We start from the raw sequence: 26,846 nt of genomic DNA, 5'->3' as shown, positions 1-26,846 counted from the left end.
GCTACGCCGCGTCACGCTCACGCGAACGCGCCAGCAACAGCGGAACCAACAGATACAGGGCGGCGGCCAACGCCCAGACCAGGCCGGGCCAGACATCGCGCGTGGCGGCGTACAGCGCCGTCGCGACCAGCGGCCCCGCGACGCCGATCAGGCTGCCCATGCTGGCCAGCGTCCCTTGCAGCTCGCCCTGATGATCGTCGTCCACCTTGTGCGCCATCAACGCCTGCAGCGCCGGCAGCGCCATACCGCCCGCGGCGAAGAACGGCAGCAGCGCAAAGGGCGCCCAGCCGCGGGTGGCGATCGATAACAGCACCAAACCCAGCGCGTCGGCCGCCAGGCCGATCAGCAGTGCCTTGCGCTCGCCGAGCCGTGCGACCAGCGGGCCGATGGCGAAGGCCTGCGACAGCGCGTGGCAGGCGCCGTAACCGGCCAGCGACAGGCCCGCCACCATCATGCTCCAGCCGAAACGATCCTGACCGTATAAAATCCACAGCGTGGCCGGCGCCTGTGAAACCAGCGCCATGATCAGGTAAATACCGGCCAGCGGCAGCAGGCCCGGTTTGCCGTGCAGCCGACGCAATGACGAAAACGGATTAAGGCGGATTTTCTCGGCGGCGCGGGCGCGGGGTTTACGCGATTCCGGCAGCAGGAAAAACGCCATGATCAGGTTGAGGGCATTCATCGCCGCCGCCGCCAGGAAGGGGGCATGCAGATGCCATTCGCCCAGCGATCCACCGAGCAACGGACCGACGATAAAACCGACGCCGAACACCGCGCCCACCAGGCCAAAACGCCGCGCGCGCTGGCCGGCGGGGGTAATATCGGTGACGTAAGCGGTGGCGACCGCCATGTTGGCGCCGGTGATGCCCGCCAGCAACCGGCCCAGATAGAGCCAGGCCAGCGTCGGCGCGAACGCCATCAGCAGATAGTCGGCCGCCGCGCCGGCGAGCGAAATCAACAGCACCGGACGCCGGCCGAAACGATCGCTCAGTGCGCCGAGGATCGGTGAAAACAGGAATTGCATCAACGCATACGCCGCCAGCAGTGCGCCGTAATGCACGCTGCCGGCGTCGAGGCCGCCCAGTGAGCGCAACAGCGCCGGCAGGATAGGCATGATCAGGCCGATGCCTACCGCATCCAGCAATACCGTCAACAAAATAACCAGCATAGGTTTTTTCAAAATTGCGACTCTAACAGTGATAGAGTATTGAGTATTCCATAGTAACCCTATCAGTGATAGAGAGATGAGCGAAAAAAATACCGCGACGCGTTTAACGCGAGAGACCGTCCTGCGCGGGGCGCTGGCGTTGTTGAATGACATCGGCATCGATGCCCTGAGCACCCGTCGCCTGGCACAACATTTGGGGGTGCAATCTCCCACGCTCTATTGGCATTTCAAGAACAAGGCCGAACTGCTGAAGGCGATGGCGGAAACCATCATGTTGGATCACCGTGAAGAGGTGCCCGCCGACATGCCCTGGCAGGATTGGGTCGTTACCAATGCGAGCCATTTCCGTCGGGCGCTGCTGGCTTACCGCGACGGCGCGCGTCTGCATGCCGGCACCCGGCCGCAGGAACCGCAATTCGCCATCATTGAGGCCAAGGTGGCGCTGCTGTGTCGGGCGGGGTTGACGCCGGAACGCGCCGTTAATCTGCTGTTCGCCGTCGGACGTTTCGTGGTGGGCTGGGTGCTGGAAGAGCAACAAATGCAGTCGGACGATGCGCTGAATGACGCCGATCGCCGGCGTTACCCGCTGCTGTGCGAAGGCTGGGAAACATTGCAGGATAAGGGCGCAGACGCGCTGTTCGAAGCCAGCGTGCGGCTGTTGGTTGACGGCGCCGAGGCCGAATTGACGATCGACAATAATCACGGCCAGCAATCATAAAACCGAGCTTATCTATAGGAAATTTATAGGAAATACCCACTTTTCGTTAAAGCCATGGCGGCTACATTCCCTTAACATCATCATGTCTTTTGATGATAATTATTAGCACGCTGCTCAATTGTTCTTCGCAGTGATGTTACGGATTAAATCCGTTTGTTTAAGGGATAGTTTCACCATGGAAATCAATGTTAATGGCCGGGTGGTTCCACTCGGCAATCTCGCGCCCGACACGCCGCTGCTGTACGTTTTACGCAACGATCTGCAATTGAATGGCCCCAAATACGGCTGCGGCCTGGGGGAATGCGGCGCCTGCACGGTGCTGATCGACGGCGTCGCCGCGCGCTCTTGTTCAATGCCGCTGTCCGCCGTAGGAAGCAAATCCGTCACTACCCTGGAAGGCTTGGGCACACCGGACGCGCTGCATCCAGTGCAGCAGGGGTTTGTCGATGAGCAGGCGGCGCAGTGCGGTTACTGCACCAACGGCATGATCATGACGCTGGTCGCGTTGTTCGAACGCGAGCCGGAGGCGGACGAGCAAACGATCAAGAAAGCGCTGGCCTACAACCTGTGCCGCTGCGGCACTCACCTTGAGATCTTGCACGCCGCCGAGCGCGCCCGCGATCTGTTGGCAGCACGGAGGCAAGCATGAGCCGCCTCGAACTGACTCGCCGCCAGTTGTTGCAGGCCGGCGGGGTGGTGATGGTCAGCAGCCTGCTGCCCGCGCCGTTTAACGCCTTCGCCGCCGAGGCGGTTGTAGCGCCTGCCGATCTGCCGCTGGATCGGGTGGACAGCTTTATCAGCCTCACCGCCGACGGCCGGGTAACGGCCTTCAATGGTCACGTCGATCTGGGTACCGGCATTCGCACCGCGCTGGCGCAGATCGTCGCCGAAGAAATTTGCGTGCCGTTCGAGCACGTCACGATGATCCTTGGCGATACGCAGCGCACGCCGGATCAGGGGCCGACCATCGCCAGCGCCACCATTCAGGTCACGTCGGTGCCGCTGCGACAGGCGGCGGCGCAGGTGCGGCACATGCTGACGGCGTTGGCGGCCAAAGCCTTCGAACTGCCGGCCGACCAGCTGACGGCGGCGGCGGGGCAGGTATTTGTGACCAAAAAACCGGGGCGCTCACTGAGCTATGCACAGCTGGCGAGTGGGCAGAATCTGCACGTGATGCTGGATAAAAACGTTCAGTTGAACAGCGAACACCAGAATCGCTACGTCGGCCGCGCCGTTGCCCGGGTCGACATTCCGGCCAAAGTGAGCGGTGGGCTGACCTACGTGCACGACCTGCGCTTGCCCGGCATGCTGCATGGCCGGGTGGTGCGCCCGCCTTACGTAGGCGCCGACAGCAGCGCCCCGCTGGGCGACGGCCTGCTGTCGGTGGATGAAAATTCGATCGCGCACCTGCCGGGCATCGTGAAACTGGTGGTGATCAACGATTTCATCGGCATCGTGGCCGAGCGCGAGGAGCAGGCGATCGCCGCCATGCGCCAGCTGAAAACCAAATGGCAACCCTGGGCCGGGTTGCCGGATCTGTCGCCGGAAGCGCTGCCCGCCGCGCTGGAAGCCAACCCGAAAACCGACCGCGTCCTGCGCGACGATGCGGGAACGGACGCCGCGCTGGCGGCGCTGCATACCGAAGTGCAGGCCGACTATGTCTGGCCCTACCATCAGCACGCCTCGATCGGCCCTTCCTGCGCGGTGGCGGAGGTTAAAGACGGACGGGCGCAGGTGTGGTCCGGCACGCAAAACCCGCACGATCTGCGCAAAGACATCGCCACGCTGCTGGAATTGCCGCCTGAGCAGGTGCACATCACCCGCATGGAGGCCTCCGGCTGCTATGGCCGCAACTGCGCCGACGACGTCTCGGCGGACGCGGCGCTGTTGGCACGGGCCACCGGCCGCCCGGTGCGGGTGCAGCTGATGCGCGAACAGGAATCTGGCTGGGAGCCGAAGGGCACCGGCCAGCTGATCCGGGTACGCGGCGGCCTCGACGCGCAAAACCGGGTGGCGGCCTACGAATTGAAAACCAGCTATCCCTCCAACAATGCGGTGACCTTGCCGCTGGTGTTGACCGGCAAGGTGGCCAACCGGGCCGACGTGCAACAGATGGGCGATCGCACCGCCATTCCGCAATACGCGTATCCGCACATGCGGGTGATCTGTCAGGACGCCGCGCCGATCGTGCGGGCGTCGTGGATGCGCGGCGTTTCGGCGCTGCCCAACGTGTTCGCCCATGAATCCTGGATCGACGAACTGGCCTGGCACGCCGGCGAGGACCCGATCGCGTTTCGCCTGCGTTACCTGAGCGATCCGCGCGCGGTGGCCTTGATTGAGGCCCTGAAGCGGCAAGCCAACTGGCAAGACGGCCCGGCGTACCGGTCGCACGCCGCCGGCGCCGAAGTGGTGAGCGGCCGCGGCTTCGCCTATGCCCGCTACTTCCACAGCAAATTCCCCGGCTTTGGCGCCGCCTGGGCGGCCTGGGTGTGCGATCTCAGCGTCAACCGCCTTTCCGGGCAGATCACGCTCGATAAAATCTTCGTGGCGCATGACTGCGGGCGCATGATCAACCCGGCCGGGGTGCGCCATCAGGTGCACGGCAACATTATCCAATCCGCCAGCCGGGTACTGAAAGAGTTTGTGACCTTTAACGAGACGGGGGTGACGTCATTGGACTGGGGCGGCTATCCGATCCTGCGCTTCGACGAATTGCCGCAGATCGATATCCAGCTGATTGACCGCCCGGACGAAGCGCCGATGGGTGCCGGCGAGTCCGCCTCGGTACCGAGTGCGGCGGCGATCGGCAACGCGCTGTTTGACGCGCTCGGCGTGCGTCTGCGCGAGGTGCCGTTTACGCCGGCACGGGTGCTCGCCGCGCTGCGCGTCCAGGCCGGCCATTAATCCCCCGTAACGAACAAGGACAGCAAAGATGAGTAAGATGAAAAAAATCGTCGGGTGGGGCGGCGTCACGGTGATCGCCGTTGTGGTGGCCGGCGTGGTCGCCAGTTGGCAGCCGGAAATCGCGCCGCTCGCCGCCGATGCGACCCACCGTTTCAGCGAGGCGCAGATCGCGCGCGGCAAAACGCTGGCCGACCTCGGCGACTGCGCCGTGTGCCACACCCGTGCGGGTGGTGAGCGCAACACCGGCGGGCTGGCGATGGAGATCCCCTTCGGCACCATTTACACCACCAACATCACGCCGGACGTGGAAACCGGCATCGGCAGCTGGAGTTACGCGGCGTTCGAACGCGCCATGCGCCACGGCGTCGATCGCCAGGGCCGCTATCTCTATCCGGCGTTTCCCTATACCGCCTTTACCCGCACTCGCGACGAGGATCTGCAGGCGCTGTATGCCTATCTGATGTCGCAGCCGCCGGTCAAGTACCGGCCGCCGGCCACCGATTTGCACTTTCCGTTCAATATTCGCCAGGGCATCTTTGCCTGGAACCTGCTGTTCCTGACGCCGGGCGCGATGCCGGAACAGGCGGCCCAAAGCGCCGACTGGAACCGCGGCGCGTACCTGGTCGAAGGGCTGGGGCACTGCAGCGCCTGCCATTCGCCGCGCAACGTACTGTTCGGCGAGAAAACCGGTGACGAGCACCTGGCCGGCGGCGTGGCGGAAGGCTGGACGGCGCCAGCGTTGACCGGCCGCTCACCCGCGCCGCTCGCCTGGACGCAGCAGGATCTGGTCGATTTCATGCGCACCGGCTACTCGGCCAACCACGGCGTCGCCGCCGGCCCGATGGCGCCGGTGATCGAAGAAGGGCTGTCGCGCTTGCCGCAGGCCGATCTGCAGGCGATCGCCGTCTATCTGCGCAGCTATCATCCTGAAACGGCGGCGGGCGCTACGGCGGCAACGTTAAACGCTCAGGCGGAACGGCAGGTGGAGCCTCTGAGTTCGGAAGGGGCACGGCTGTTTTCCGGCGCCTGCATGGCTTGCCATGCGCAGGAAAAAGGCGCGCAGATGGCGGGGGTGCGGCCGTCTCTGGCGCTGAACACCAACCTGTTCGCCGATGCGCCGGACAACGCCATTCGTGTGGTGCTGGACGGCATACAGCGGCCGGCGAACGCCGAGCTGGGCTATATGCCGGGTTTTCGCCATAACCTGAATGACGCGCAGATCGCCATTCTGCTCAACTACCTGCGGCAACATTACGCCGGTCAGGCGCCGTGGCCGGACTTGGCGGCGCAGGTCAGCCGTTTGCGCGCCGAAACCGCGCAGAAATAGCCGCCTGGGGCTGGACAGCCGCGCCGCGGTGACGACAATAGACCTTTTCACATGGACAGAGGCAGTAAAATGAATACGTTAGACGCAATCCGCCAGCGCCGCGCCACCAAGCAGTTCGATACACAGCACGTGATGACGCTCGAAGAGAAAAAAGCGTTGCTGACTATCGCGCTGCAGGGCGCACCCAGCGCGTTTAACCTGCAGCACTGGCGCCCGCTGCTGATCGAAGATCGCGCGCAGCGCGAGAAAATTCGCGAAGCGGCGTGGGGGCAGGCGCAGGTGACCGACGCATCGATGCTGGTCGTGCTGTGCGGCGATCTGTCGAGCTGGGAGTCACAGGTTAAAAACGTCTGGGCCGAGGCGGCGGAGCCGGTACAGCAGTTCATGATCCCGGCCGTCGATCAGTATTATCGCGGTAAGCCGCAGGTGCAGCGCGACGAAGTGATGCGCAGCAGCGGCATCTTCGCCCAGACGCTGATGCTGGCGGCCAAGGCGCAGGGCTACGACTCTTGCCCGATGGACGGATTTGATTTCGACGCGGTGGGTGAGATTATCAATAAGCCGGCGCACTATCAGATCGCGCTGATGGTCGCCATCGGCAAGGCGGCGGGGCAGCCTTATCCGCGCATCGGCAAACTGCCGTTCGACGACGTGGTGAAAACCGACCGTTTCTGATCTGAGCGGTGAATGACAAAAGGGAAGGCTTGCGCCTTCCCTTATTTTTTGGTGACGCACAGTTCGTTCCAGTAGCTGAAACGGATGCGCCGTTGCAGGCGGTGATGCCACATAGAAAACTCCTTCTACCCTACACGGTTTAAATAAATAGCACCGCGCCGGACACAAGGCGAATGCCTTATTGTGCATAGCTTGCCCGTCGGGCGGGATTAACCGATTTTACCGGCCCGATGCACGGCGAGCGTCCATCGCCAGCCGAAGTTCATGCCCGCTGCCGCGCCGAGAATGGCCAACGTGCCCAGCAATTGCAGCAGGCTGAGGCGGTGGCCGAACACCGCCCAGTCCACCACGATCGCCACCGCCGGGTAGATGAACGACAGGGCGCCGACCAGGGCCGTGGGGATCTTCTGAATGGCGCCATATAACAACGTGGACATCAAACCGGTATGCACCAGGCCGAGGGTCGCCAGCAGCAGCCAGTCGAGGGGGGCCGCAGGCGGCGTGGCCAGGCCGGCGAACGGCGCCAGCGCCAACGTGCCAACGGTCAGTTGAATCAACACGATGAGCTGCGGCGGCAACGCGGCCAGCCGTTTGACGATCGCCGCCGCAATGGCGTACATCAGGGCCGCACCGAGCGCCAGTACCACGCCGAGCAGGTAGTCATCGCCGCTGCCGCCGCTTTGCCGGCCGGCGACGATCAACACCATCCCCGCGAACGCCAGCAGAAGCCAGCCCAGCCGGTTAGCCGTTAGTTTTTCGCCGAACAGCAGCGCCCCTAGCGCCACCAACATAAACGGCTGAACATGGTAGGTCACGGTGGCGACAGCGATCGAAGCATGCTGGTAGGCAGCAAACAATAGCGTCCAGTTGAGCACCAGCGCGATACCCCCGAGGATGGCGACAGCCAGCTGCCGCCGGTTGATCGCGCCGAGCTCCAACTGACCGAGTGCGGCGCAGGTCGCCAGCATCGCCAGCGCGCCGAACGCGCAGCGCCAAAACACCACCGTTGTGGGCGGCTGCCCTAAAACGAGTACCGGCCAACCGACGGTGCCTGAGATGGTCATGGCGAGGATCATTTGCACTGCGCCGCGCGTCTTTGTTTTCATGTTGTTGCCCTCGCTGCCTGACCATGCTTGTGGTGAAGCCGCTTAATCATTAAAATGAACAATTGGACATTATGATGAACACACATGCGGCTGTTCGTCAAGTCGAACAAACGGATGATATAACGAACGATGAGCAATAACCTGATGCAGAACATCACGCCGATCGGCCTCTTGTCGGCGGCGATCCGCCGCGAGCGTGAGCGATTGAACCTGTCGGTGACCGAGCTGGCGAAGCGCGCGGGCATCGCCAAGTCCACGCTGTCGCAGCTCGAAGCCGGCAGCGGTAATCCCAGCCTGGAAACGCTGTGGGCGTTGGCGATGGCGCTGGACGTGCCGGTCAGCCGACTGATTTCGCAACCCAGCAGGCCGGTGCAAGTGATCCGCGCCCATGAGGGAACGCCGGCGCTGTCGGAGCAGGGCAACTACGCCGCCACGCTGTTGGCCACCTGCCCGCCGGGCGCGCAGCGCGACATTTACCGGCTGCGGGTGCAACCCGGAGAGGCGAAACTTTCCCGGCCACATCCCCCCGGCACCGTCGAGCATGTGATCATCAGCAGCGGGCGAGCGCGCCTCGGGCCGGCGGAGCAGCCGCTGGAGCTGAGCGCCGGCGATTACATCAGCTACTCCGCCGATCGCGAGCACGTTTTCGAAGCGCTGGAGCCGGAGACCACCGCCGTGATGTTGATAGAACAGGGTTAGCCCGGGCGTTGAAGGTCCGTTTATTGAAAATGATTCTCAATTATATTAGTGTGCCCGCCTGTTTTGACGCCGGGACGGGCGCGTAGCCCGGCGTCGCCGTTTATTGCCCTTCAAGGACCGAAGATGAAAATCGCTATTCCTTCCCTGCTGTTATTCGCCGGTTTGACGGCAACGCACCCGGCCACCGTGTTGGCCGCTACACCGCCCGTCGCGGCGGATCAGGGCCAGAACGACACGGCCAACAACGATTTCAGCTTCGTGCGCTATCGCGCGGATTACCGCGTCAACGCCAACGCCACCAACGTGAAGACGGAAAGCTACGAAGTGCTGCTGAAGACCAAGGCGGCGGTCGAAAAATTCAGCCAGATCCGCCTGAGCTACAGCGAAAAAATGGAAACGCTGGAGGTGGTCGCCGCCTACACGCTGACTGCCGACGGCCAGCGGCACGACGTGGCGCCCGATCGCATCTATACCCAGGAGAGTTACTCCAGCGCCACGGCCCCGCTGTATGCCGACCGCAAAGTGCGCGTCATCGTGTTCTCCAACCTGGCGCCGGGCTCGCGGGTGGTGTATGAGCTGCGCCGCACGCAAAACACCCCGTATTTCCCCGACTACTTCGGCCTGTGGGAGACGTTCAGCGTTTTCGATCAGTTCGACGACGCCGAAGTGACCCTGCAGGCACCGGCCAAGCTGCCGATGCATATCTTCACGCGTGGCGTGGAAGGCGGGGACAAGCCGCAGATCCGCAACGGCCAAGCGCACTGGCGCTGGCATTATTCGCGCAGCGCGCCGATGAAATCACAAAACTGGGCAGCGGACAGCTGGACCTTCAGCCCGACCATCATGGCGAGCACCTACCGCGAGTGGCCGCAGTTGGCCAAGGCCTATCAGCTGAAGGCCGGTGCGGCGGCGAAGGTGACGCCGGGCATCCAGGCACTGGCAGACAACATCACCGCCGGCATCAGCGATCGGCGCGAGCAGGCGGAGGCCCTCTATCGCTGGGTGGCGCAAAACATTCGCTACGTGGCGGTGTATCTTGGCAACGGTGGGCTGGAGCCGAATTCGGCGCAGAGCATTCTCGACAACCACTACGGCGACTGTAAGGACCACGTGGTGATCCTGGAGGCGCTGCTCGCCGCCAAGGGTATTGAAAGCTCACCGGTGCTGATCGGTATGGATGAAGGCCCGTTACTGCCTAAAGTGCCGCTGCTCAGCCGCTTTAATCACGCCATCACCTATGTGCCGGAGTTCAAACTGTACCTGGACTCCACCAACCCCTGGGCGCGGTTCGGGCAACTGCCGCAAGGCGATCTGGGGGCGCCGGTGCTGCTGACGCGCGACGCCAAGCTGGCGCGCACGCCGGGCAGCGATGAGCAGCCGGTCAAGAGCGCGCTGAGCGTCGATTTCGTGTTTGACAAAGCGGGCAATCTGCACGGACAAACCGAGCGTCGGCTGAGCGAAGTGGAAGAAATTGACCTGCGGGGCTATTTCTCGCAGATCAACCGGCAGAACCGGGCGCAGGCCGAAGCGTCGATCATGTCCGCCTCCGGTATCGACGGCAGCGGCGAAGTGGCGATGAACAGCGATCCGCTGGATCTCAAAAAACAGTTCGGTTACCGCTTCCGCTTCAAGGCGGACGACTACGTCGATTTCGGCGTGGTGGGCGGCATGACGCTGCCTAATCCGCCCGGTGGCAAATCGTTCCGCACGCTGTATACCACCACGACGGCACCGGACAACGAAACGCCGTTCTACTGCAGCGCACAGCGCTACGACGAAACCTACCGTCTGCAGCTGCCGGCCAACGTGCCGATCATCGCCATTCCGCAAGACAGACAGTTCCGCAATGCGGCGGGCGACTATCGCGTGGCGTGGCGGCGCGACGGGCAGCAGGTGACCGTCAATCACCGCCTGCAGGTGAACGCCATTCGCGGCAAGGAAGCGCTGTGCCAGGCGCAGGATTACCCGGCGTTCCGCGAGCTGTTCCAGCAGGTGCGGCGCGGTTTCCGCGGCCAGGTGGTGTACGGCGAATTGGCCAACGGCAAATAAGCCGCTGCCCCGTCGCGCTTAGCGGCGGGGCGCACGCCTCAGTTGAACTCGCCCGCGACCTCAGACCACAGGCTGACGCGGCAGCCGCGTGCGGCGAAAGCGTCCATCTCGCGCTTGATGCCGCCGCTCTCTTGCCAACCCGGCAAATCGAGCACGATCAACTCATCCATCGCCGCCATGAACAGGGCGTCGATCGGCGCCCACAGCTTGCCGATGGCGGTTTTGTCGAGCTCTTGCAAACACAGGTTGATCGGATGTGACATGCTGACCTGGCTAAAAACGGCGCTGCCGGCGCGTACGATAGCGGCGGCGACGTCGTTGCACGCGATAAAGCGTTGCTGCACGACGTTGGCGTCGGCGTGGCTGTAGGGGCAGGCTAAAAATATTTTTCTCATTAGCGTTTGTTCTCTCAATCATTGATGTCCGGGGCGAAAAAAGGGCGCAGCTTCCCCGTGAGGCCGCGCCCCGTTTATTTTTATGGCTTAGGGATAAATTTAGCGAGCGGCGGCGGCGATGGCCGTCGATTGCCTTTGCGTCTGTTCTTTTTCCAGCAATTCGGCTTCCGGCACCGAGATCTTGATGGCGATCAGGACAGCAATCATGCCACCGAGGAATTTGCCCATCATGATCGGCAACACCAGCGAAGGTTGGAAGTTGGCGGTAAAAGCTAGGTGATCGCCCAGCGTGGCCTGTGCGCAGATGCCGAAGGCCACGCACAGCACCTTATCGCGGGCGCGCATGCCTTTGAACAGGTGATAAACGGCGATGATATTGGCCAATACCATAATAAAGCCCAGCGCGCCGGTATCCGATAAACCGAGCTTTTTACCGATGAAATGCATCGGCTTGCGGCAATAGCGCTGGAATAAATAACAAATGGGGAATGTGCCCGCCAACATAATGCCGATATAACCGGCGATCTCGATAGCGCGGAATAATTCGTCTTTGTCGGCAAATAACGGATCGAATACCCAGCCGCCGAACACCTTTTTAAACACACCGGTGAAATGCTCGATGATGCACAGCGCCAACACCAGCTTGATAAAGGCATCCGCCGCCTTGCCGAAGATCAGGAACCCTTTCACCATCGCCGCCGGCCGCAGCTTCAGCCCCAACGCCAACAGGAAGCACAGGGCGAACAGCGGGGACAGCAGCCGCAGCGCCTGCAGCAAGTCCAACTGCAGATAGTGCGCGGCAGGTGACGTGGTGGAGATAATCTCCCTGACCGGCAGGTTGTTGAAGGTGATGGTCACCAGGGCGATCAGCACGGCGAACGGAATGCTGATCAGGCCCGCCATGGCGCCCAGCGCCAGATATTTATGGTCGTCGCGGTTCAGCATGATAAGCCCGACCGGGATCAGGTACACGATGCTGGCGCCGGAGGTGTAGCCCACCAACATGGCGACGATCCACATGTCGCGGTTGGCGGCGATGGCGTCAGCCAACTGATAGCCGCCCATGTCCACGGCGATCACCGCCAGCGCCGCGATCGAGGCGTCGGAGCCGAGCGCCGAGAAGAAGGGGCCGATGCTGTACATGATCAGGTAAGAGATGATTGGGATCGCCGCCATGATGCCCGCCTGGGCGAGAAACACCGGGCCGATGGCGTGAATGCCGTTGACGAACTCACGTCCCAGTTCGCCTTCCGGTTTGACGATCGACGCCAACGCCCCGATCAGAGTGCCGGCCATGATGATATAGATGATGAAATTACCGAACTCAGCCATGGTGTTCCTCCTGCGATGAACGTAAGCCGCGCGAACGCGCGATGATTTCCTGATAGCGGGCAAACCAGACCGCCATATCGACCTCGGTGGGCTCCGTCACTTCATAGCGGTTGAGCACCTTGAGCGGCTGTTCCACGCCCAGCCCTTTACGCGCCAACAGAGCCACGCCCTGAGCGGTGATCTCTTTATTGGCGGGCGTAACGATGCGCTTTTGGATCAGGTTGGCGAGGAACTGCGTGAAATAGCGGTTGGCGGACAGACCACCGTCCACCGAAATGCTGTCGCCGATCGGTTTCAACTTATCCATGGCGTTGATCACCTCGGCGGAACGCATGGCGATGCCTTCGAGTATTGACTGCAGCAGATCCTTGCGTTCGGTTTCCAGCGACAGCCCGGCCCACATCCCGGCGGCGGAGCGATCCCAGTACGGGCAGGCCAGCCCGGAGAGCGCCGGTACAAAGGCCAGGCCGCGCGCGATGGCCGGCTGGGCCGGGAAATCGCCGAATTCATCGAAATCGTTGAACAGGCCTATCTTTCTCGCCCAGTTAATGGCGGAGGCCGCGTTATAAACGCCGCCGTCCAGGCCATACACCGGCTCGCTGCCGGGCAGCTTCCAGCACAGCGTGGGCAACAGGCCGGACTCGCCGGCATCGATCGGACGCGGCCCGGTGATCGCCTGTAAAAAAGCGCCGGTACCGAAGGTGATCTTCATCTGCCCAGGTTGATGGCAGCCGTGGCCGTATGTACCGGCAAACTGGTCGACGATGCAGGCCGTCAGCGGCACCGGTTTGCCGTTGAGCACGACGTCGCCGAAGTGGCCGATGTTGTCTCTGACCTCGGGCAGGCTGTCGATCGGCACGCCGAACAAACGGCACAGCTCCTCGTCCCACTGCAGGGTATGAATGTTGAACAACGAGGTGCGCGAGGCCGAGTTATAGTCGGTGAGATGCCTGCCGCACAGGTGGAACAGGAAGAAGGCGTCCATGGTGCCGAGCCGCAGGCGGCCGCGTTGCGCCAGCTGCCTGGCCCCCGGCGCGTTGTTCATCAGCCAGCCCATCTTGCTGGCGGAGAAGTAGGTATCGAGCGGCAGGCCGGTTTTCGCCATCACCAGCGGTTCGACGCCTTCGCGTTTCAGGCGCTGGATCTCCGGCTCGGTGCGCTGATCTTGCCAAACGATGGCGTTGTACAGCGGCAGGCCGCTGTCGGCGTCCCAGGCCAGCAGACTTTCGCCCTGATGCCCTAAACCGATGGCGTCCACCATGTCGCACTGGCTGAGACAGCGGCGGATATTCGCCAGAATCTCCAGGGCGTCGTGTTCCACCCAGCCCGGATTGGGGGTGATCTGCTTGTGCGGCATGCTGGCCGGCGAATGGTGCCTGCCGTCTTCGCCGAACACCACGACCCGGGTGCCGGTGGTCCCCTGATCAATCGCGGCATAACGTTGATTCATCATTGCTTCGCTCTCTTATAGGTTTTGTTTTTTATTGTGCCTGGTGTTGGTTGTGTGACTGTTTTAATAATCTATCTTCAATTTCACACATTAAAGCAACATAAATCACAAGATAAAATAACCCCGCGTGATCGACCTCATACTTTTTGCTTATCACCGCGTTCTGCGGCTTTTTTTTGGGAGTTATGTTGTTTTTACCATTTCAAATGCGGTTATTGTGTGGTTTTATTGTGGTTATCACATCAAAACGGGACATCAGCATGATGGAAGAACAAACGGATTGGGACATTGTCGTGATTGGCGGCGGTGTGGTCGGGTGTGCGGTATTCCGCCAATTCTGCCTGATGGGCGCCCGAACGCTGCTGTTGGAAAAGGGAGGCGATATCCTGTCTGGCGCCAGCAAAGCCAACAGCGCGCTGCTGCACACCGGCTTCGATGCGCCCAGCGGCAGCCTGGAACTGCATTGCATGCAGGCCGGGTACCGGGAATTTATCGCCATCCGCGAACGGATGAATTTGCCGCTGTTACCCACCGGCGCCTTGGTTGTGGCCTGGGATGAGCAGCAGTTGGCGGCGCTGCCCGCGATCGTGCAGCAGGCGCACGACAATGGCGTGCTGGACGTGGCACAGATCGACGCCGCCGAGCTGTATCGCCGTGAGCCACAGCTGGCGCCCGGCGCGTTGGCGGCGGTCGAGGTGCCGGGAGAGAGCGTGATCGATCCCTGGAGCACACCGCTGGCGTACCTGACGCAGGGCGTCAAACACGGCGGCAACTATCGCTTCAATACCGAGGTGACCGGCGCCGAACGCTTACCGACCGGCTGGCGGCTAACCAGCAACCGGGGCGAGTTTCACGGCAAAATCGTCATCAACTGCGCCGGCAATCAGGGCGACCGGGTAGAAAGTTTCTGCCATCAGCCCGAGTTTGAAATCCGCCCGCGCAAAGGGCAGTTTCTGGTGTTCGACAAGGCCGCCGCCGGGCAGGTCAACGCCATTATCTTGCCGGTGCCGACGGCCATCACCAAAGGGGTGCTGCTGTCGAAAACCATCTTCGGCAATCTGCTGCTGGGGCCGACCGCCGAAGAACAGCAGGATCGAGAAACGGCAACGGTAGACGAAACCAAAATGCGCGAACTGATCGAACAGGGCACCCGGCTGCTGCCCTCGCTGGCGAATTACAGCGTGACCGCTAGCTATGCCGGATTACGCCCGGCGACCGAACAGAAACACTACCGCATTCAGCACTATCCCGAGCGGCAGTGGATCTGCGTGGCGGGCATTCGCTCCACCGGCCTGACGGCGGCGCTCGGCATCGCGCAATACGTGGAGCAGCTTTACCGCGACCATTTTACGCCGTGCTTCACGCCGACGGCGCCGCAAACCGTGCATTGGCCGCAGATGCCGATGCTCGCCGACTACGCGCTGCGCGATTACGCGCGCCCGGATAACGGCGGCATCGTTTGCCATTGTGAGCTGGTGACTCAGCGGGAGATTGAGGCGACGTTCGATTCCGCCGTGCCACCGGAGTGCATCGGCGGGCTGCGGCGCCGCACGCGCGTGATGATGGGGCGCTGCAACGGGTTTTATTGCAGCAGCCGGGTGGCGGAAATGGTAGGCGATCGTTTTGGCCAGACGCTGGCCGTAGGGAGCATTGATGAAAACTGAGTATCAGGTGGCGATTGTCGGCGCCGGGCCGGCCGGGATCGCGGTGGCGACCGCGTTGCGGCAGGCGGGCATCGAGGATGTGGTGATCCTGGAACGGGAGCAGCAAGCGGGCGGCGTGCCCAGGCACTGTCGGCACCCCACCTTCGGGCTGCAAACGTTTTACCGGCCGATGTTGGGCTCCACCTATGTCGATAAGATACTGGCGCGCGCCGGGCAGGTGGAAATCCGTACCGGCGTGACGGTGCTCGCCATCAAGCCGGACGGCGAGCTGACCATCACGGATCGCCGCGGCGTCAGCACCTTGAAAGCGCAGCGGGTGATCCTGGCGACCGGCGTGCGCGAGACGCCGCGCCATCCGCGACTGGTGAGCGGCCTGCGGCCGCAGGGCGTACTCACCGCCGGTGCGCTGCAGCAGTTCGTCTATCTGCGCGGGCTGCAGCCGGGCAAGGCGCCGGTGGTGATCGGCACCGAGCTGGTCAGTTTCTCCGCGCTATGGACGCTGCGTAACGCTGGCGTGCGCGCCGTCGCCATGATTGAAAGCGGCGGCAGACCCGTCGCCTGGCGTCTGAGCGCGCTCTATGCGCGTCTGATGGGGGTGCCGATCCACTACTATTCGCGCGTGACCGATATTGCCGGCCGCGATCGGGTTGAGTCCATCGAGGTGGAAAACCGTCAGGGGGAGAAGCAGCGCATCGCCTGCGACAGCCTGATCTTCACCGGCCGCTTCACCGGGGAGTATACGCTGATCCGCCAGAGCCACCTGGCGCAGCGGCCGGAGAGCGGCTGCCCGTTGACCGATCAGTTCGGCCGCTGTTCCGACGCCGCCTATTTCGCCGTCGGCAACATGCTGCATCCGGCGGACATGGGCGACCAGTGTTATCAGGAAGGGCTGCGCGTCGGCGAGGCCGTTGCCCATTCGCTGCAGTGCACGCTGCCGCCGGCGCGGCAAATCCTGCCGGTGCGGCACGACGAACGGATACGCCTGACTGCGCCCGCCCGTGTGGCGCTGATCGGCAAGCCCACCACGGTCACGATCAATATGCGCGTGGAACAGGCGGTGTCCGGTTCGGTGGTGGTGCGGCTGGGCGACGAAGTGCTGTATCGCAAAACGCACCGCTGCCTTCCGGAACGGCGGATCCTGCTGCGCAACATCGCCTTGCCGCCCGACGGCGAGCGTGACGCACTGCACATCAGCATAGAATCCGCCGGGTGAACGATGGCAACGGCTTGCGTCTAACGCCCTGAAACCCGTAGTATTCCGTCAGTTAACGCCGCAAGTCTCGGCGGAGGCAGTCACTCTTACTAAAGGCAGCGAGTGTAATGTGAATGGATATCTCTAATTCCGTGGAAAGGCGCAATGAAATACTGGCGCTGATCCAGGCCAACGGCCGGGTTTACGTGAATGAGCTGGCGGATAAATTCCAGGTTTCGCAGGAAACCATTCGGCGCGACCTGAACAAGCTGGAAGACTATCGGCTGATCAAGAAGATCCACGGCGGCGCGGTGAGCAGCCAGTTTAAATTCGAGCATGAATTCAACGAGCGGGCCAAAATCGCCGAGGCCGAGAAGCGCGCCATCGCGGAGAAAGCGGTGACGCTGATCCAACCGGGCGATACGGTGTTCGTGGATTTCGGCTCCACCACGCTGGAGTTTGCCCGGCAGTTGGCGACGGTCGATCAGTTAACGGTCATCACCAACTCGCCGTTGATTGCCAACGTCTGTCTGGAGAATGACTCCATTGACGTGGTGCTGATCGGCGGGCAGTTCATCGGCTCCAAAATGGCGTGCCTGGGTGCAATCGCGTTGAATAACATTGAGGCGTTTTTCGCCGATTACGCCATTATCGGTGCCGGCGCGGTCAACGTGCAGACCGGCGTAATGGATCAGAACGTCAATGAAGCGGCCATCGCGCGCAAAATGATGGCGCAGAGCCGCAAGTGCATCGTGCTGGCCGACGAAAACAAGCTGCGCGGGCATGCGATGACCCTGGTGGCCAAATGGCCCGAGGTCGATTATCTGGTGACCTCCGACAGCGGTAACGCATTAGAAGGCTTGGTTTTCCCCGCCAACGTTAATGTGTTGGTGGCGCAGGTCTAAAGGGGGAGAAGCCTTTCTCCATGCGGAGAAAGGCTCAAACCGCTTCCGTCAGGCGATATCGACCGCGCGCACCTCTTTGGATCTCAACTTCACGCGGATCGGCACCGATTTATACGACGGCGTGCCGCTCTCCTCATCGATGTAATGCAGCGGCACCAGCACGTTGGCCTCCGGGTAGTAGGCGCCGACCGAACCGGCTGAGATGTTGTAGGCGATCACCGTGATGCCTTCCAGGCGCTGGGTGCTGCCGGGCAGCGCCGTTTCCAGATCGACCACGTCGCCATGTTCCAGCCCCAAACGTTGCAGATCGCTGTCATTCATGAACAGCACGTCGCGCCGGCCGAAGACCCCGCGGTAGCGATCGTCCAGAGCATAGATGGTGGTGTTGTACTGATCGTGGCTGCGCAGCGTTATGAGCCGCAACGTGTCTTTGTCTGTCGTTATCTCGTCCTCATGCAGCCCGCTGAACACGGAAAACATCGCCTTGCCCGTCGCCGTCGGCCACTGGCGTTCGGTCGGCGGCAGCGGCATGCGGAAGCCGCCGGGTTGGCGAATACGCGCGTTGTAATCGTCGAAGCCGGGAATGGTTTTTTCGATCAAATCGCGGATCACGTCGTAATCTTCGATCAGCTCATCCCAGGGCACCTTGCTGGCGGGCATCACCGCTTTGGCCATGCCGGCCACAATGGCGGGTTCCGAACGCAGCAGTTCCGACGCCGGTTTTAATTTGCCGGATGACGCATGCACCATCGACATTGAATCCTCCACCGTCACCGATTGCCGCCCGCCGGCCTGCATGTCCAGTTCGGTGCGGCCCAGGCAGGGCAGAATGAGGGTTTCTTTTGCCACCAACAGATGGCTGCGGTTGAGTTTGGTGCCGATATGCACGCTTAACTCCAGGGCTTTCATCGCCGGGAAGCTCTGCTCGGGGTCCGGCAATGCTACGGCGAAGTTGCCGCCCAGGCAGATCAACGCCTTCGAGGCACCATCGATCATCGCCTGCATGCATTTCACGGCATCGTGACCGTGGGCTTTGGGCGGCGTGAAGCCAAACACCGTTTCCAGCTTTGCCAAAAAATCGGCCGACGGTTTTTCGGTGATGCCGACGGTGCGGTTGCCCTGCACATTGGAGTGGCCGCGCAGCGGGCAGATGCCGGCGCCCGGTTTGCCGATGTTGCCGCGTAGCAGCAGCAGATCGGCGATCAGGCGCACATTGGCCGTCCCTTTATTGTGCTGCGTAATGCCCATGCCGTAGGTCACGATGGTGGCGTTGGATTTTGCGTAGGCGGTGGCGACCCGTTCCAGGTCCTGGCGCGCCAGGCCGCTCTCCGCTTCGATAGCCTCCCAATGGGTGGCCGCCAGATCGGCGGCGAAAGCGGCAAAGCCTTGCGTGTGCTCGGCAATAAAGGCGTGATCCACGGCGTTGCCTTGTGTTTCATCCAGCTGCAGCAGCGCTTTGGCGATGCCTTTGAGCGCTGCGGCGTCGCCGCCGGCCTTGACCTGATAGTAGGTGGACGCGATAGGGGTCGAACTGTAGGTCGCCATTTCGATGACGTTTTGCGGATCGGTGAAACGCTCGAGCGCCCGCTCGCGCAGTGGGTTAAACACGATAATCGGCACCTTTTTACGCGCCAGTTCATGCAGCGTGCCCATCATGCGCGGGTGATTGGTGCCCGGATTGTGCCCGATGGAGATAATCAGCTCCGCGCTGTCAAAGTCGTCCAGCGACACGGTGCCTTTACCGATGCCGATCGACTGGGGCAGGCCAACGCTGGTCGGCTCATGGCACATATTGGAACAGTCGGGGAAGTTATTGCTGCCGAACTCCCGCGCAAACAGCTGGAACAGATAGGCCGCCTCATTGGACGCCCGGCCGGAGGTATAAAACTCCACCTGCTCCGGCGGCAGCGTTTGCAAAACGGCGGCGATGCGTTGAAACGCCTCATCCCAGGCCAGCGGGCGCAAGGTGTCCGTCCCGGCGTCATAGCACAGAGGGGTTGTCAGGCGGCCATAGTCTTCCAACTGGTAATCGGTTTTCTGCAGCAGCGACGTTACGGTGTTCTGCGCCAGAAATTCGGGCGTCACGCGCTTGCTGGTCGCTTCCCAGGTCACGGCTTTGGCGCCGTTTTCACAAAACTGGAAGGTAGATCGATGTTCTTTATCCGGCCATGCGCACCCCGGACAATCAAAACCGTCGGGTTGATTGGTGCGCATCAGCGTCACCGGCGCTTCTAAGGTGTCCATCTGCGTGCGCACGGCGATGGCCGTCGCTTTTAGTGCGCCCCAACCGCCGGCGGGCCCATCGTAGGGATGCACCCCGGGTACTGCTCGTCTTTTCGCCATTGTTGATTGCCTCCGACATCGCTTACGATAAATGCAGGTGATTGATTTACTGAAAATATTATTTTTATCGTCCAAGATGGAACGCAAGCGCCGTCGCCGTTAAACGCGAGCCTGTCGATTCAGTATAGATGAGTGAAAAAGGGAGCAACGTCAGTCTGTGCGGGGAGAACGGCGGCCCGGCGTGGCTGAAGCGGGCCGCCGGCGCGTTACTTTTTCACCACCAGTCCGACGCCGCGGCCGCGCGGATCTGATGCGGTTTCCGGCGTGCGGCCATCGATGCGGATAGCCTGAATATCCCCCATGTTCCAGCCCTGGTCTTCGAGGGTGTAACCCATGGCCTTCAGCTCGTCCGCCGGTTTGCCGGTCAGCGGCGCAAAGCTGTCATAGTAGACGGTGTCCTTCGGCAACAGCTGATGGTGCACGCGCTGGGCGGCCACCGCCTGCGCCAGCGGCAGGTGGTAATCGTAGAGGTTGTTGATCACCTGGAAGATCGACGTGAAGATGCGTGAACCGCCCGGGGTGCCGATCACCAGGGTGACGTCGCCGTCGCGGGTGATGATGGTCGGGCTCATCGAGGAGAGCATGCGCTTGCCCGGCTCGATGGCGTTGGCGTCGCTGCCCACCACGCCGAAGGCGTTGGCGACGCCGGGTTTGGCGCTGAAGTCGTCCATCTCGTCGTTAAGCAGGAAGCCGGCGCCTTTGACCACCACGCCGCTACCGAAGTCCCAGTTGAGCGTATAGGTGTTGCTGACCGCGTTGCCGGCGGCATCGACGATCGAGAAGTGGGTGGTTTGGTGGGTTTCCAGCCCCGGCAGCACCTTTTCGGTCGGCGAGATCGCCGTCGGGTTGATCTCGGCGGCGCGTTTTTTCAGGTAGTCGGGGGCGATCAGCTGCGCTTCCGGCACCTGGGTGAAGTCCGGATCGCCGAGGTAGTCGGCGCGATCGGCGAACACGCGTTTTTCGATTTCCGCCAGCAGGTGGATGTAGCGCGCCGAGTTCAGCGGCACGCCCTTGAAGTCGGCGGCGCGATCTTCTTTGATCCCCAGCAGCTGCGCCAGCGCGATGCCGCCGGAGCTGGGCAGCGGGGCGGTATACACGGTGTTGCCGCGCCAGCTGATGCGCATCGGTTCACGCCATTTCACCCGATAGTCGGCCAAATCCGCCGCGCCGATCAGCCCGTTGTCGCGCTGCATTTGCGCCACCAGCAGGCGAGCGGTTTCGCCGTGATAAAAATCGTCGGCGCCCGATTTGGCGATGCGCTCAAGGGTGGCGGCCAGCTCCGGCTGCTTGAACACCGTGCCGGGCTTCATGGCGCCGAAATAGTCGCCGAAGTTGGTTTTACCGGCGAACAGCTTGTTGGCATCTTCGCGGTACTGATACTGCTGATCCGCCACGATGAAACCTTGCCGGGCGTAACCGATCGCCGGCGTCAGCAGCTCGGCCCAGGGCAGCTTGCCGAAGCGTTTATGCGCTTCCCACAATCCCAGCACGGTGCCCGGCACGCCGGCGGCGCGGCTGCCCACCAGGCTGAGATTCTCGATCACTTCGCCTTTCTCGTTCAGATACATAGTTTTGCCGGCGGCCTTGGGCGCCACTTCGCGGTAGTCGAGGAAATAGGGTTTGCCGTCGACGTACAGCGTCATAAAGCCGCCGCCGCCGATATTGCCGGCTTCAGGGTAGGTAACGGCCAGGGTAAAGGCGGTGGCGACCGCCGCATCGACCGCATTGCCGCCGGCCTGCAGAATGTGCGCGGCGACCTTGGCGCCATACTGATCCGGGGCGGCGACCGCGCCGGCGGTCAGTTCGGCGGCAAAGGCAGCGGGAACGGTGCAGGCAAGGGCCACGCTCAGAGCTATCGTTTTCAATAAACCGGCAGACATAGAAGATCCTTTTAGCGATGTTCAGTTATCAGGTGAATTCAACTAATTATTTTGAAACAGCAGGTTAGCGCGTTTTCTTCGGGCTGTTGCGACGCTTTATTGAAAGTAGCAGCGGTCAGGCGGGGCCGCCTGACCAGAGTAGCAAATCGTGACGTGGCGCGTTATGCGCCGGCGGGCAGCGCCGACTGCAGCCATTGGCAGAAGTGCCGGGCGAGCGGATTGTGTTCGCTGTCGCGGTGCAGCAGCCACGCCCAGTTGGCGCCGCGCACGCGTTGCTCGGTTAACGGTTGCAGCAGCCCGGCGTCGCGCGCGTGTTGCGCCAGCAATTGGCTGACCAACGCGATGCCGAGGCCATTGCAGGCGGCGTCCAGCAGCAGACCAGGATCGGAGAAGTTCAGCCCGCTGTCGCGCTGGCCGACGTGCGCGCCGCCCGCCACTGCCCAGTGGCTCCAATCCATCTCGCGTTCGCCGTGCAAGGTCACGCGCTGCTCCGGCGTCAACGCCAGTAGGCTGGGGTGGCAGGCGGGGTAGAGTCGGTCGGTGCAGAGAACGTTAAAGGTGCAGTCCGCCTGCGCGCTGAGATCGTCACGGATCGCCAGATCGATGCTGTCCGTCGCCATATCCGGCGGTTCAAAGCTGGTGAACAGCCACAGATCGATCTGCGGATGCTGCCGATTGAAATCGCCCAGCCGCGGCGTCAGCCAGTGGCGGGCAAAGGCCGGGGTGGTGTTGACGATCAGCTGGTTGGGTTTGCGGTACTGATCCAAACGGCGAATGCCGACGGCCAGCTGTTGCAGCATCACCTGTGCGGTGCTGAACAGATCGTGGCCGGCGTCGGTCAGCGCCACGCTGCGGCCGGTGCGGAAGAACAGCGGTTGCTCCAGAAACGCCTCGAGGCTGCGGATTTGCTGGCTGATGGCCGACTGAGTCAGGTGCAGCTCTTCGGCAGCCTGATGAAAACTGCCCAGGCGCGCCGCCGCTTCGAAACCGCGCAGGGCGCTCAAGGGGGGCCAGTGTTTTAACATTATCGATAAGCCTGTCTAATCAGATATCCGCTAAATATATCGTTTGTCGCGGTGGCAGGGGAAGACTAGCATGGGATTCAAGCGCCGGAGCGTAAAAAAACCGGATAACAGTTTGAATTTAAATCAATTTAAAGAGGCTATTTATGTCAACGCGTCGCACCTTTATCAAGCAGCTTTCGGCGGTGGCCGGTGTGAGCTTGACGGCATCATTGGGCATCCCGTTACGCGGTCACGCGAAAGCTGCGCTTAATCCGACCTGGCGGATGCCCGACGAAGGGGAACCGCAACAGCGGGCGTTTCTCGCTTTCGGCGCGCAGCGTGCGATTTGGGGCGGGTTCACCGCGGACGTGCAGGCAGCGCAGGGGCGCATCGCCCGCGCCATCGCCGACTTTCAGCCGTTGACGGTTTTTTGCCGCGGCAATGAACGGCAATTGGCTGAGGCCACCTGCGGCAGTCACAACGTCAGCTATGTTGTCACTGAGCTGGATGATATCTGGATGCGCGACATCGGCGCCAATTTCGTCGTCAATGACGCCGGCGAACTGGGCGCGGTGGATTTCAACTTCAACGGCTGGGGCGATAAGCAGCAACATGCCAGGGATGCGCGTCTGGCAGGGTTTGTCGCCAGGCGATACGGCGTCGCTCAACCGCGCTGCAGCGCGCTGGTAGGCGAAGGCGGCGGCATCGAGGTGGATGGGCACGGCACCGGCATCATGACCGAGAGCAGTTGGGTGAATGCGAACCGCAACCCGGGCTGGAGCCGAGACCGGGTTGAGCAAGAGCTGAAGGCGATGCTCGGCCTGCGCAAAATTATCTGGCTGCCGGGCATTAAAGGCCGAGACATCACCGATGCCCACGTCGATTTTTATGCCCGTTTCGTGCGGCCTGGCGTGGTGGTGGCCAACCTGGATACCGATCCGGCCTCTTATGATCATGCGGTTACCCAAGCGCATCTGGCGATCCTCAGAGCAGCGACCGACGCCGACGGCCGCACGCTGCAGGTACATACGCTTTCGCCGCCGCGGGCACCGCGCGAAAGCCGATTCAGTCGCCGCAACCCCGATTTCGCGGCGGGCTACATCAACAATTTCGTCATCAACGGCGCGGTGATCGCCCCTGAATTTGGCGATCCGCAGGCGGATAAGGCGGCGTTTGCGCTGCTGTCGGCGCTCTATCCGCAGCGCAAGGTGGTGCAGCTGGAGATCGACGCCATCGCCGCCGGCGGCGGCGGCATTCACTGCGTGACCAGCCAATTGCCGGTGCATGGCAAGCCAGACCAGTGAATGTTCAAAAAATGCGCACGCGGTTGTTTGTCGCCATAGGGTGTGATTGGCTGAGTGGAAACATAAGGAGGCCATAATGAACGACTCACCCTTGAGCATTCCCACCTGGTATCGCGATCCGCACGCAGAACAGGCCATGGCCGAAGGCCATGCGCCCATCTGGCGGCATCTGCTGAGCCTGGTGCCGGAACACGAATTGTCCGGCGTCAAGGTGCTGGACTTCGGCTGCAATCAGGGCGGTTTTCTGCGTCTGTTGCACCAAATCCGGCCATTTCGTGAAGGACTCGGCGTCGATATCGCCCGCCAGTCCGTCGAACAGGCCAACCGCCTGAAAGGAAACCTGCCGATCGGTTATCAAACCGACACGCGGTTGACGGGTTATGAGAACCACTTCGATATCGCCTTCAGCCATGAGGTCATCTACCTGATCGAAGATATCGCGCAGCATGCCGCCGATATGCTGCGGGTGCTGAAGCCGGGTGGCGTTTATTATGCGGTGACCGGTTGCCACACCGACAACCCGCTGTGGCCGCAATGGCGTGAAAGGGTGGCTGAACAGACGCATACCGTGGTGCAGGATCGCGCTCTGGACGACTATGCGCGCATTTTCTCCGCCGCGGGATTCCAGGTCTCTGCCCGCCGGCTGGGCTTTTCCGGCTTCGTGCCCTATGAGCCGGACGGCTGGATGCCGAATATCGCGGCGGCGATCGACTACTATTGGCACACCAAAACGGTGTTTAGACTGGTTAAACCCTAAAAATCCCCACGCGGCGCTCGGTACGCCGCCGCTGACGAGATAAGATGGCGAGATTTATGATGGATGAGGATGCGAAAACAATGGACTTTCGTTTGAACACCCGGTTATCCCTGCTTATGGTCTCGCTCTTGGCGCCCGTTGTTGGGGCCAGTGCCGCTACGCTTACGCTCGATAATCAGGATCCGGCGGCGGTGTATCTCATTCCGGACGCGAAGCTGATTCAAGAACGCGAGGGGGTGAAAATCGCCGGGCAGTCATACCGTTATTTCGTACTTCAGCTCGCCGACAATCTCCAGTATGAAGGCTATATCACCCGATGCGCCGACGACGATGCCGATAAATTGAATGAACAAGCGCGGCGACAATTGAACCGTTGTACCGAACAGGTCATCGACGACCTGGATCGGTTGATGGAAAAGACCGCCAACTTGACATTCGACTACGGCGGTACGCAAAACGTTTATCGGGGCGAAGAACATTCAACGCCTTATTATTACTATTCATTCGCCCGCGTGGCCCACTATTATCAGACCGAAGACGGACGTCATCCCCTGTATGGTCTGGTTTATCGTTGCAAACAGCCGGCGAGCGATGCTCATCGGGAGCAAGAGCCTGATGCGACTGAAACGACGCAGCCGCCGGCTGAAGTGGAACGCTTTATTGCATTGGCAAAAAATCGCTGCGCCAATGTGCTGAAACCACGCTGAACGATATTGCTCCACCGTTTCCCGCTTCGACAAGATTTTACGCTATCCTTACGCAACCCTTTCAGAAGCGAATGTCTGCATTCGATATATTGAGAATAGTCATTCTCAATGGGATCGTATTGCAATGCAGAGAAAAACGCTTTTGGTGCTTGGGCTGTCGCTGTTGCTGGCTGCCTGCGATGGGCAAAACGCCGGTGCGCCGACGGGCGCAGGCGGTGAGCAGGAGGTCGGCGTCGTCACGCTGCGCGGCCAGTCAGTGACCCTGAGCAGCGAGTTGACCGGCCGGGTCAACGCCACCATGACTTCCGACGTGCGGCCGCAGGTCGACGGCATCATCAAGCAGCGGCTGTTCACCGAAGGGGCCGAGGTGAAAGCCGGGCAGGTATTGTACCAAATTGACCCCGCCAGCTATCAGGCCAACTACGATCAGGCCGCCGCCCAGCTGAAAAACGCCCAGGCCACGGTGCAATCCACCCGGCTCAAATCACAGCGCTATGCGGCGCTGGTGAAAGAGAACGGCGTTTCTCAGCAGGATGCGGACGATGCCAAAGCCGCCTATTTGGCGGCCGTGGCGTCGGTGTCCCAGTATCAGGCAGCGCTGGAGACGGCGCGCATCAACCTCGCCTATACCCAGGTGCGGGCACCGATCGGCGGTCGCATCGGCATCTCATCGGTGACGCCGGGCGCGCTGGTCACCGCCAGCCAGACCGATGCGTTGGCCACCATCCGCGCGTTGGATCCGATCTATGTCGATCTGACCCAGTCCAGCGCCCAGTTGCTTAAACTGCGCCGTCAGCAGGCCGCTTTGCAGCGCGGTGCGGTCACGCCGGTCGCCATCAAGCTGGAGGACGGCACGCCTTATGCCCACGCCGGCAAGCTGGAGTTGACCGAGGTGGCGGTGGATGAGGCCACCGGTTCGGTCACGCTGCGTGCGGTGTTCCCCAACCCCGAGCATGAGCTGCTGCCCGGCATGTACGTCCACGCCACGGTGGATAACGGCGTCGATCCCAAAGCCATTCTGGCGCCGCAGCAGGGCATCACCCGCAACGCCAAAGGGGAAGCCACCGCGTTGGTGGTGGACGAGCAAAACAACGTGGCGCAGCGCACCGTCAGCGCCGAACGGGTGGTGGGCAGCAACTGGCTGATCGGCAGCGGGCTGAACGAAGGCGATCGTCTGATCGTCGAAGGCACCGGCAAGGTCACGATCGGCGCCGCGGTGAAGCCGGTTGAGGTTTCAGTCGACAAAACCCAACGCGGGGAGCAGTGA

General features: G+C 61.9%; 22 protein-coding genes. 14 read left to right on the top strand and 8 right to left on the bottom strand.

Annotation, left to right across the window (positions count from 1 at the left end):
- Nucleotide 1: 1 nt before the first annotated feature.
- Nucleotides 2-1,321 carry a Tet(A)/Tet(B)/Tet(C) family tetracycline efflux MFS transporter gene (gene tet, locus FOT55_RS17825; protein ID WP_127145938.1) on the bottom strand — a complete coding sequence of 440 codons (1,320 nt, stop codon included), beginning with the start codon at nucleotides 1,319-1,321 and terminating at the stop codon, nucleotides 2-4.
- On the opposite strand from tet, the gene tetR reads away from it, so the two are divergent.
- The 5 genes from tetR to FOT55_RS17800 all read left to right on the top strand — a co-directional run bounded on the left by tetR (nucleotide 1,245) and on the right by FOT55_RS17800 (nucleotide 6,792).
- The gene (tetR, locus tag FOT55_RS17820) at nucleotides 1,245-1,886 is read left to right on the top strand and encodes a tetracycline resistance transcriptional repressor TetR (protein ID WP_043143511.1); all 642 of its coding nucleotides are present in this window, start codon (nucleotides 1,245-1,247) and stop codon (nucleotides 1,884-1,886) included. The two genes, tet and tetR, sit on opposite strands and share 77 nt — an antisense overlap.
- Before the next feature lie 175 nt (nucleotides 1,887-2,061).
- On the top strand, nucleotides 2,062-2,535 hold the full coding sequence (locus FOT55_RS17815; protein WP_025302897.1) for a (2Fe-2S)-binding protein: 474 nt from the start codon (nucleotides 2,062-2,064) through the stop codon (nucleotides 2,533-2,535).
- Complete coding sequence (locus FOT55_RS17810) at nucleotides 2,532-4,790, top strand: xanthine dehydrogenase family protein molybdopterin-binding subunit (protein ID WP_147823827.1); 2,259 nt, start codon at nucleotides 2,532-2,534, stop codon at nucleotides 4,788-4,790. The genes FOT55_RS17815 and FOT55_RS17810 overlap by 4 nt, the downstream gene beginning before the upstream one ends.
- A 28-nt stretch (nucleotides 4,791-4,818) precedes the next feature.
- The gene (locus FOT55_RS17805; RefSeq protein ID WP_147823826.1) at nucleotides 4,819-6,117 is read left to right on the top strand and encodes a c-type cytochrome; all 1,299 of its coding nucleotides are present in this window, start codon (nucleotides 4,819-4,821) and stop codon (nucleotides 6,115-6,117) included.
- Between the two features lie 69 nt (nucleotides 6,118-6,186).
- The gene (locus FOT55_RS17800; RefSeq protein WP_038871554.1) at nucleotides 6,187-6,792 is read left to right on the top strand and encodes a nitroreductase family protein; all 606 of its coding nucleotides are present in this window, start codon (nucleotides 6,187-6,189) and stop codon (nucleotides 6,790-6,792) included.
- 209 nt (nucleotides 6,793-7,001) lie between these two features.
- Here the strand turns inward: FOT55_RS17800 and FOT55_RS17795 are convergent, their stop codons facing one another.
- On the bottom strand, nucleotides 7,002-7,898 hold the full coding sequence (locus FOT55_RS17795) for a DMT family transporter (protein WP_147823825.1): 897 nt from the start codon (nucleotides 7,896-7,898) through the stop codon (nucleotides 7,002-7,004).
- A gap of 129 nt (nucleotides 7,899-8,027) precedes the next feature.
- On the opposite strand from FOT55_RS17795, the gene FOT55_RS17790 reads away from it, so the two are divergent.
- Together FOT55_RS17790 and FOT55_RS17785 are read left to right on the top strand one after the other, a co-directional pair.
- Nucleotides 8,028-8,597 (top strand): helix-turn-helix domain-containing protein, encoded by a 570-nt coding sequence (locus FOT55_RS17790; protein WP_043143518.1) that lies wholly within the window; start codon nucleotides 8,028-8,030, stop codon nucleotides 8,595-8,597.
- Nucleotides 8,598-8,720: 123 nt separating this feature from the next.
- A complete protein-coding gene (locus tag FOT55_RS17785) occupies nucleotides 8,721-10,646 on the top strand; it encodes a DUF3857 domain-containing protein (protein WP_147823824.1) in 1,926 nt (641 codons plus the stop codon).
- Nucleotides 10,647-10,684: 38 nt separating this feature from the next.
- Here FOT55_RS17785 and FOT55_RS17780 read toward each other — a convergent pair whose 3' ends face one another.
- The 3 genes from FOT55_RS17780 to FOT55_RS17770 all read right to left on the bottom strand — a co-directional run bounded on the left by FOT55_RS17780 (nucleotide 10,685) and on the right by FOT55_RS17770 (nucleotide 13,826).
- Complete coding sequence (locus tag FOT55_RS17780; protein ID WP_049205691.1) at nucleotides 10,685-11,041, bottom strand: DUF1937 family protein; 357 nt, start codon at nucleotides 11,039-11,041, stop codon at nucleotides 10,685-10,687.
- Nucleotides 11,042-11,140: 99 nt separating this feature from the next.
- Complete coding sequence (gene eutH / locus FOT55_RS17775) at nucleotides 11,141-12,373, bottom strand: ethanolamine utilization protein EutH (RefSeq protein WP_033643135.1); 1,233 nt, start codon at nucleotides 12,371-12,373, stop codon at nucleotides 11,141-11,143.
- A complete protein-coding gene (locus FOT55_RS17770; protein ID WP_049205692.1) occupies nucleotides 12,366-13,826 on the bottom strand; it encodes an FGGY-family carbohydrate kinase in 1,461 nt (486 codons plus the stop codon). The genes eutH and FOT55_RS17770 overlap by 8 nt, the downstream gene beginning before the upstream one ends.
- A 257-nt stretch (nucleotides 13,827-14,083) precedes the next feature.
- Here FOT55_RS17770 and FOT55_RS17765 point away from each other — a divergent pair, with 257 nt between their 5' ends.
- The 3 genes from FOT55_RS17765 (at nucleotide 14,084) to FOT55_RS17755 (ending at nucleotide 17,584) form a co-directional block, all read left to right on the top strand.
- Nucleotides 14,084-15,487: an NAD(P)/FAD-dependent oxidoreductase gene (locus FOT55_RS17765; RefSeq protein ID WP_060447142.1), complete on the top strand. Its 1,404-nt coding sequence runs from the start codon at nucleotides 14,084-14,086 to the stop codon at nucleotides 15,485-15,487.
- On the top strand, nucleotides 15,477-16,700 hold the full coding sequence (locus FOT55_RS17760; protein ID WP_147823823.1) for an NAD(P)/FAD-dependent oxidoreductase: 1,224 nt from the start codon (nucleotides 15,477-15,479) through the stop codon (nucleotides 16,698-16,700). The genes FOT55_RS17765 and FOT55_RS17760 overlap by 11 nt, the downstream gene beginning before the upstream one ends.
- Nucleotides 16,701-16,813: 113 nt before the next feature.
- On the top strand, nucleotides 16,814-17,584 hold the full coding sequence (locus FOT55_RS17755; protein ID WP_147823822.1) for a DeoR/GlpR family DNA-binding transcription regulator: 771 nt from the start codon (nucleotides 16,814-16,816) through the stop codon (nucleotides 17,582-17,584).
- 48 nt (nucleotides 17,585-17,632) lie between these two features.
- On the opposite strand, the gene FOT55_RS17750 is transcribed toward FOT55_RS17755, so the two are convergent.
- From FOT55_RS17750 to FOT55_RS17740, 3 genes are all read right to left on the bottom strand, one after another.
- Nucleotides 17,633-19,927, bottom strand: coding sequence for an FdhF/YdeP family oxidoreductase (locus FOT55_RS17750; protein WP_147823821.1), 2,295 nt, complete (start codon nucleotides 19,925-19,927; stop codon nucleotides 17,633-17,635).
- A gap of 206 nt (nucleotides 19,928-20,133) precedes the next feature.
- On the bottom strand, nucleotides 20,134-21,807 hold the full coding sequence (gene ggt, locus FOT55_RS17745; RefSeq protein WP_147823820.1) for a gamma-glutamyltransferase: 1,674 nt from the start codon (nucleotides 21,805-21,807) through the stop codon (nucleotides 20,134-20,136).
- 161 nt (nucleotides 21,808-21,968) lie between these two features.
- The gene (locus tag FOT55_RS17740; protein WP_025302888.1) at nucleotides 21,969-22,832 is read right to left on the bottom strand and encodes a LysR substrate-binding domain-containing protein; all 864 of its coding nucleotides are present in this window, start codon (nucleotides 22,830-22,832) and stop codon (nucleotides 21,969-21,971) included.
- A gap of 143 nt (nucleotides 22,833-22,975) precedes the next feature.
- Between FOT55_RS17740 and FOT55_RS17735 the strand changes: the two genes are divergently transcribed.
- The 4 genes from FOT55_RS17735 (at nucleotide 22,976) to FOT55_RS17720 (ending at nucleotide 26,846) form a co-directional block, all read left to right on the top strand.
- Nucleotides 22,976-24,115, top strand: a complete 1,140-nt coding sequence (locus FOT55_RS17735; RefSeq protein ID WP_147823819.1) for an agmatine deiminase family protein — start codon at nucleotides 22,976-22,978, stop codon at nucleotides 24,113-24,115.
- Nucleotides 24,116-24,191: 76 nt separating this feature from the next.
- Nucleotides 24,192-24,872 (top strand): class I SAM-dependent methyltransferase, encoded by a 681-nt coding sequence (locus tag FOT55_RS17730; RefSeq protein WP_147823818.1) that lies wholly within the window; start codon nucleotides 24,192-24,194, stop codon nucleotides 24,870-24,872.
- A 56-nt stretch (nucleotides 24,873-24,928) separates the two neighbouring features.
- Nucleotides 24,929-25,579 (top strand): hypothetical protein, encoded by a 651-nt coding sequence (locus tag FOT55_RS17725; RefSeq protein WP_049207561.1) that lies wholly within the window; start codon nucleotides 24,929-24,931, stop codon nucleotides 25,577-25,579.
- A gap of 124 nt (nucleotides 25,580-25,703) precedes the next feature.
- Nucleotides 25,704-26,846 carry an efflux RND transporter periplasmic adaptor subunit gene (locus tag FOT55_RS17720; protein ID WP_147823817.1) on the top strand — a complete coding sequence of 381 codons (1,143 nt, stop codon included), beginning with the start codon at nucleotides 25,704-25,706 and terminating at the stop codon, nucleotides 26,844-26,846.

The sequence above is a fragment of the Serratia bockelmannii genome, assembly GCF_008011855.1.
GTDB lineage: Bacteria > Pseudomonadota > Gammaproteobacteria > Enterobacterales > Enterobacteriaceae > Serratia > Serratia bockelmannii.
This window is presented reverse-complemented; position numbering and strand designations above follow the sequence as displayed.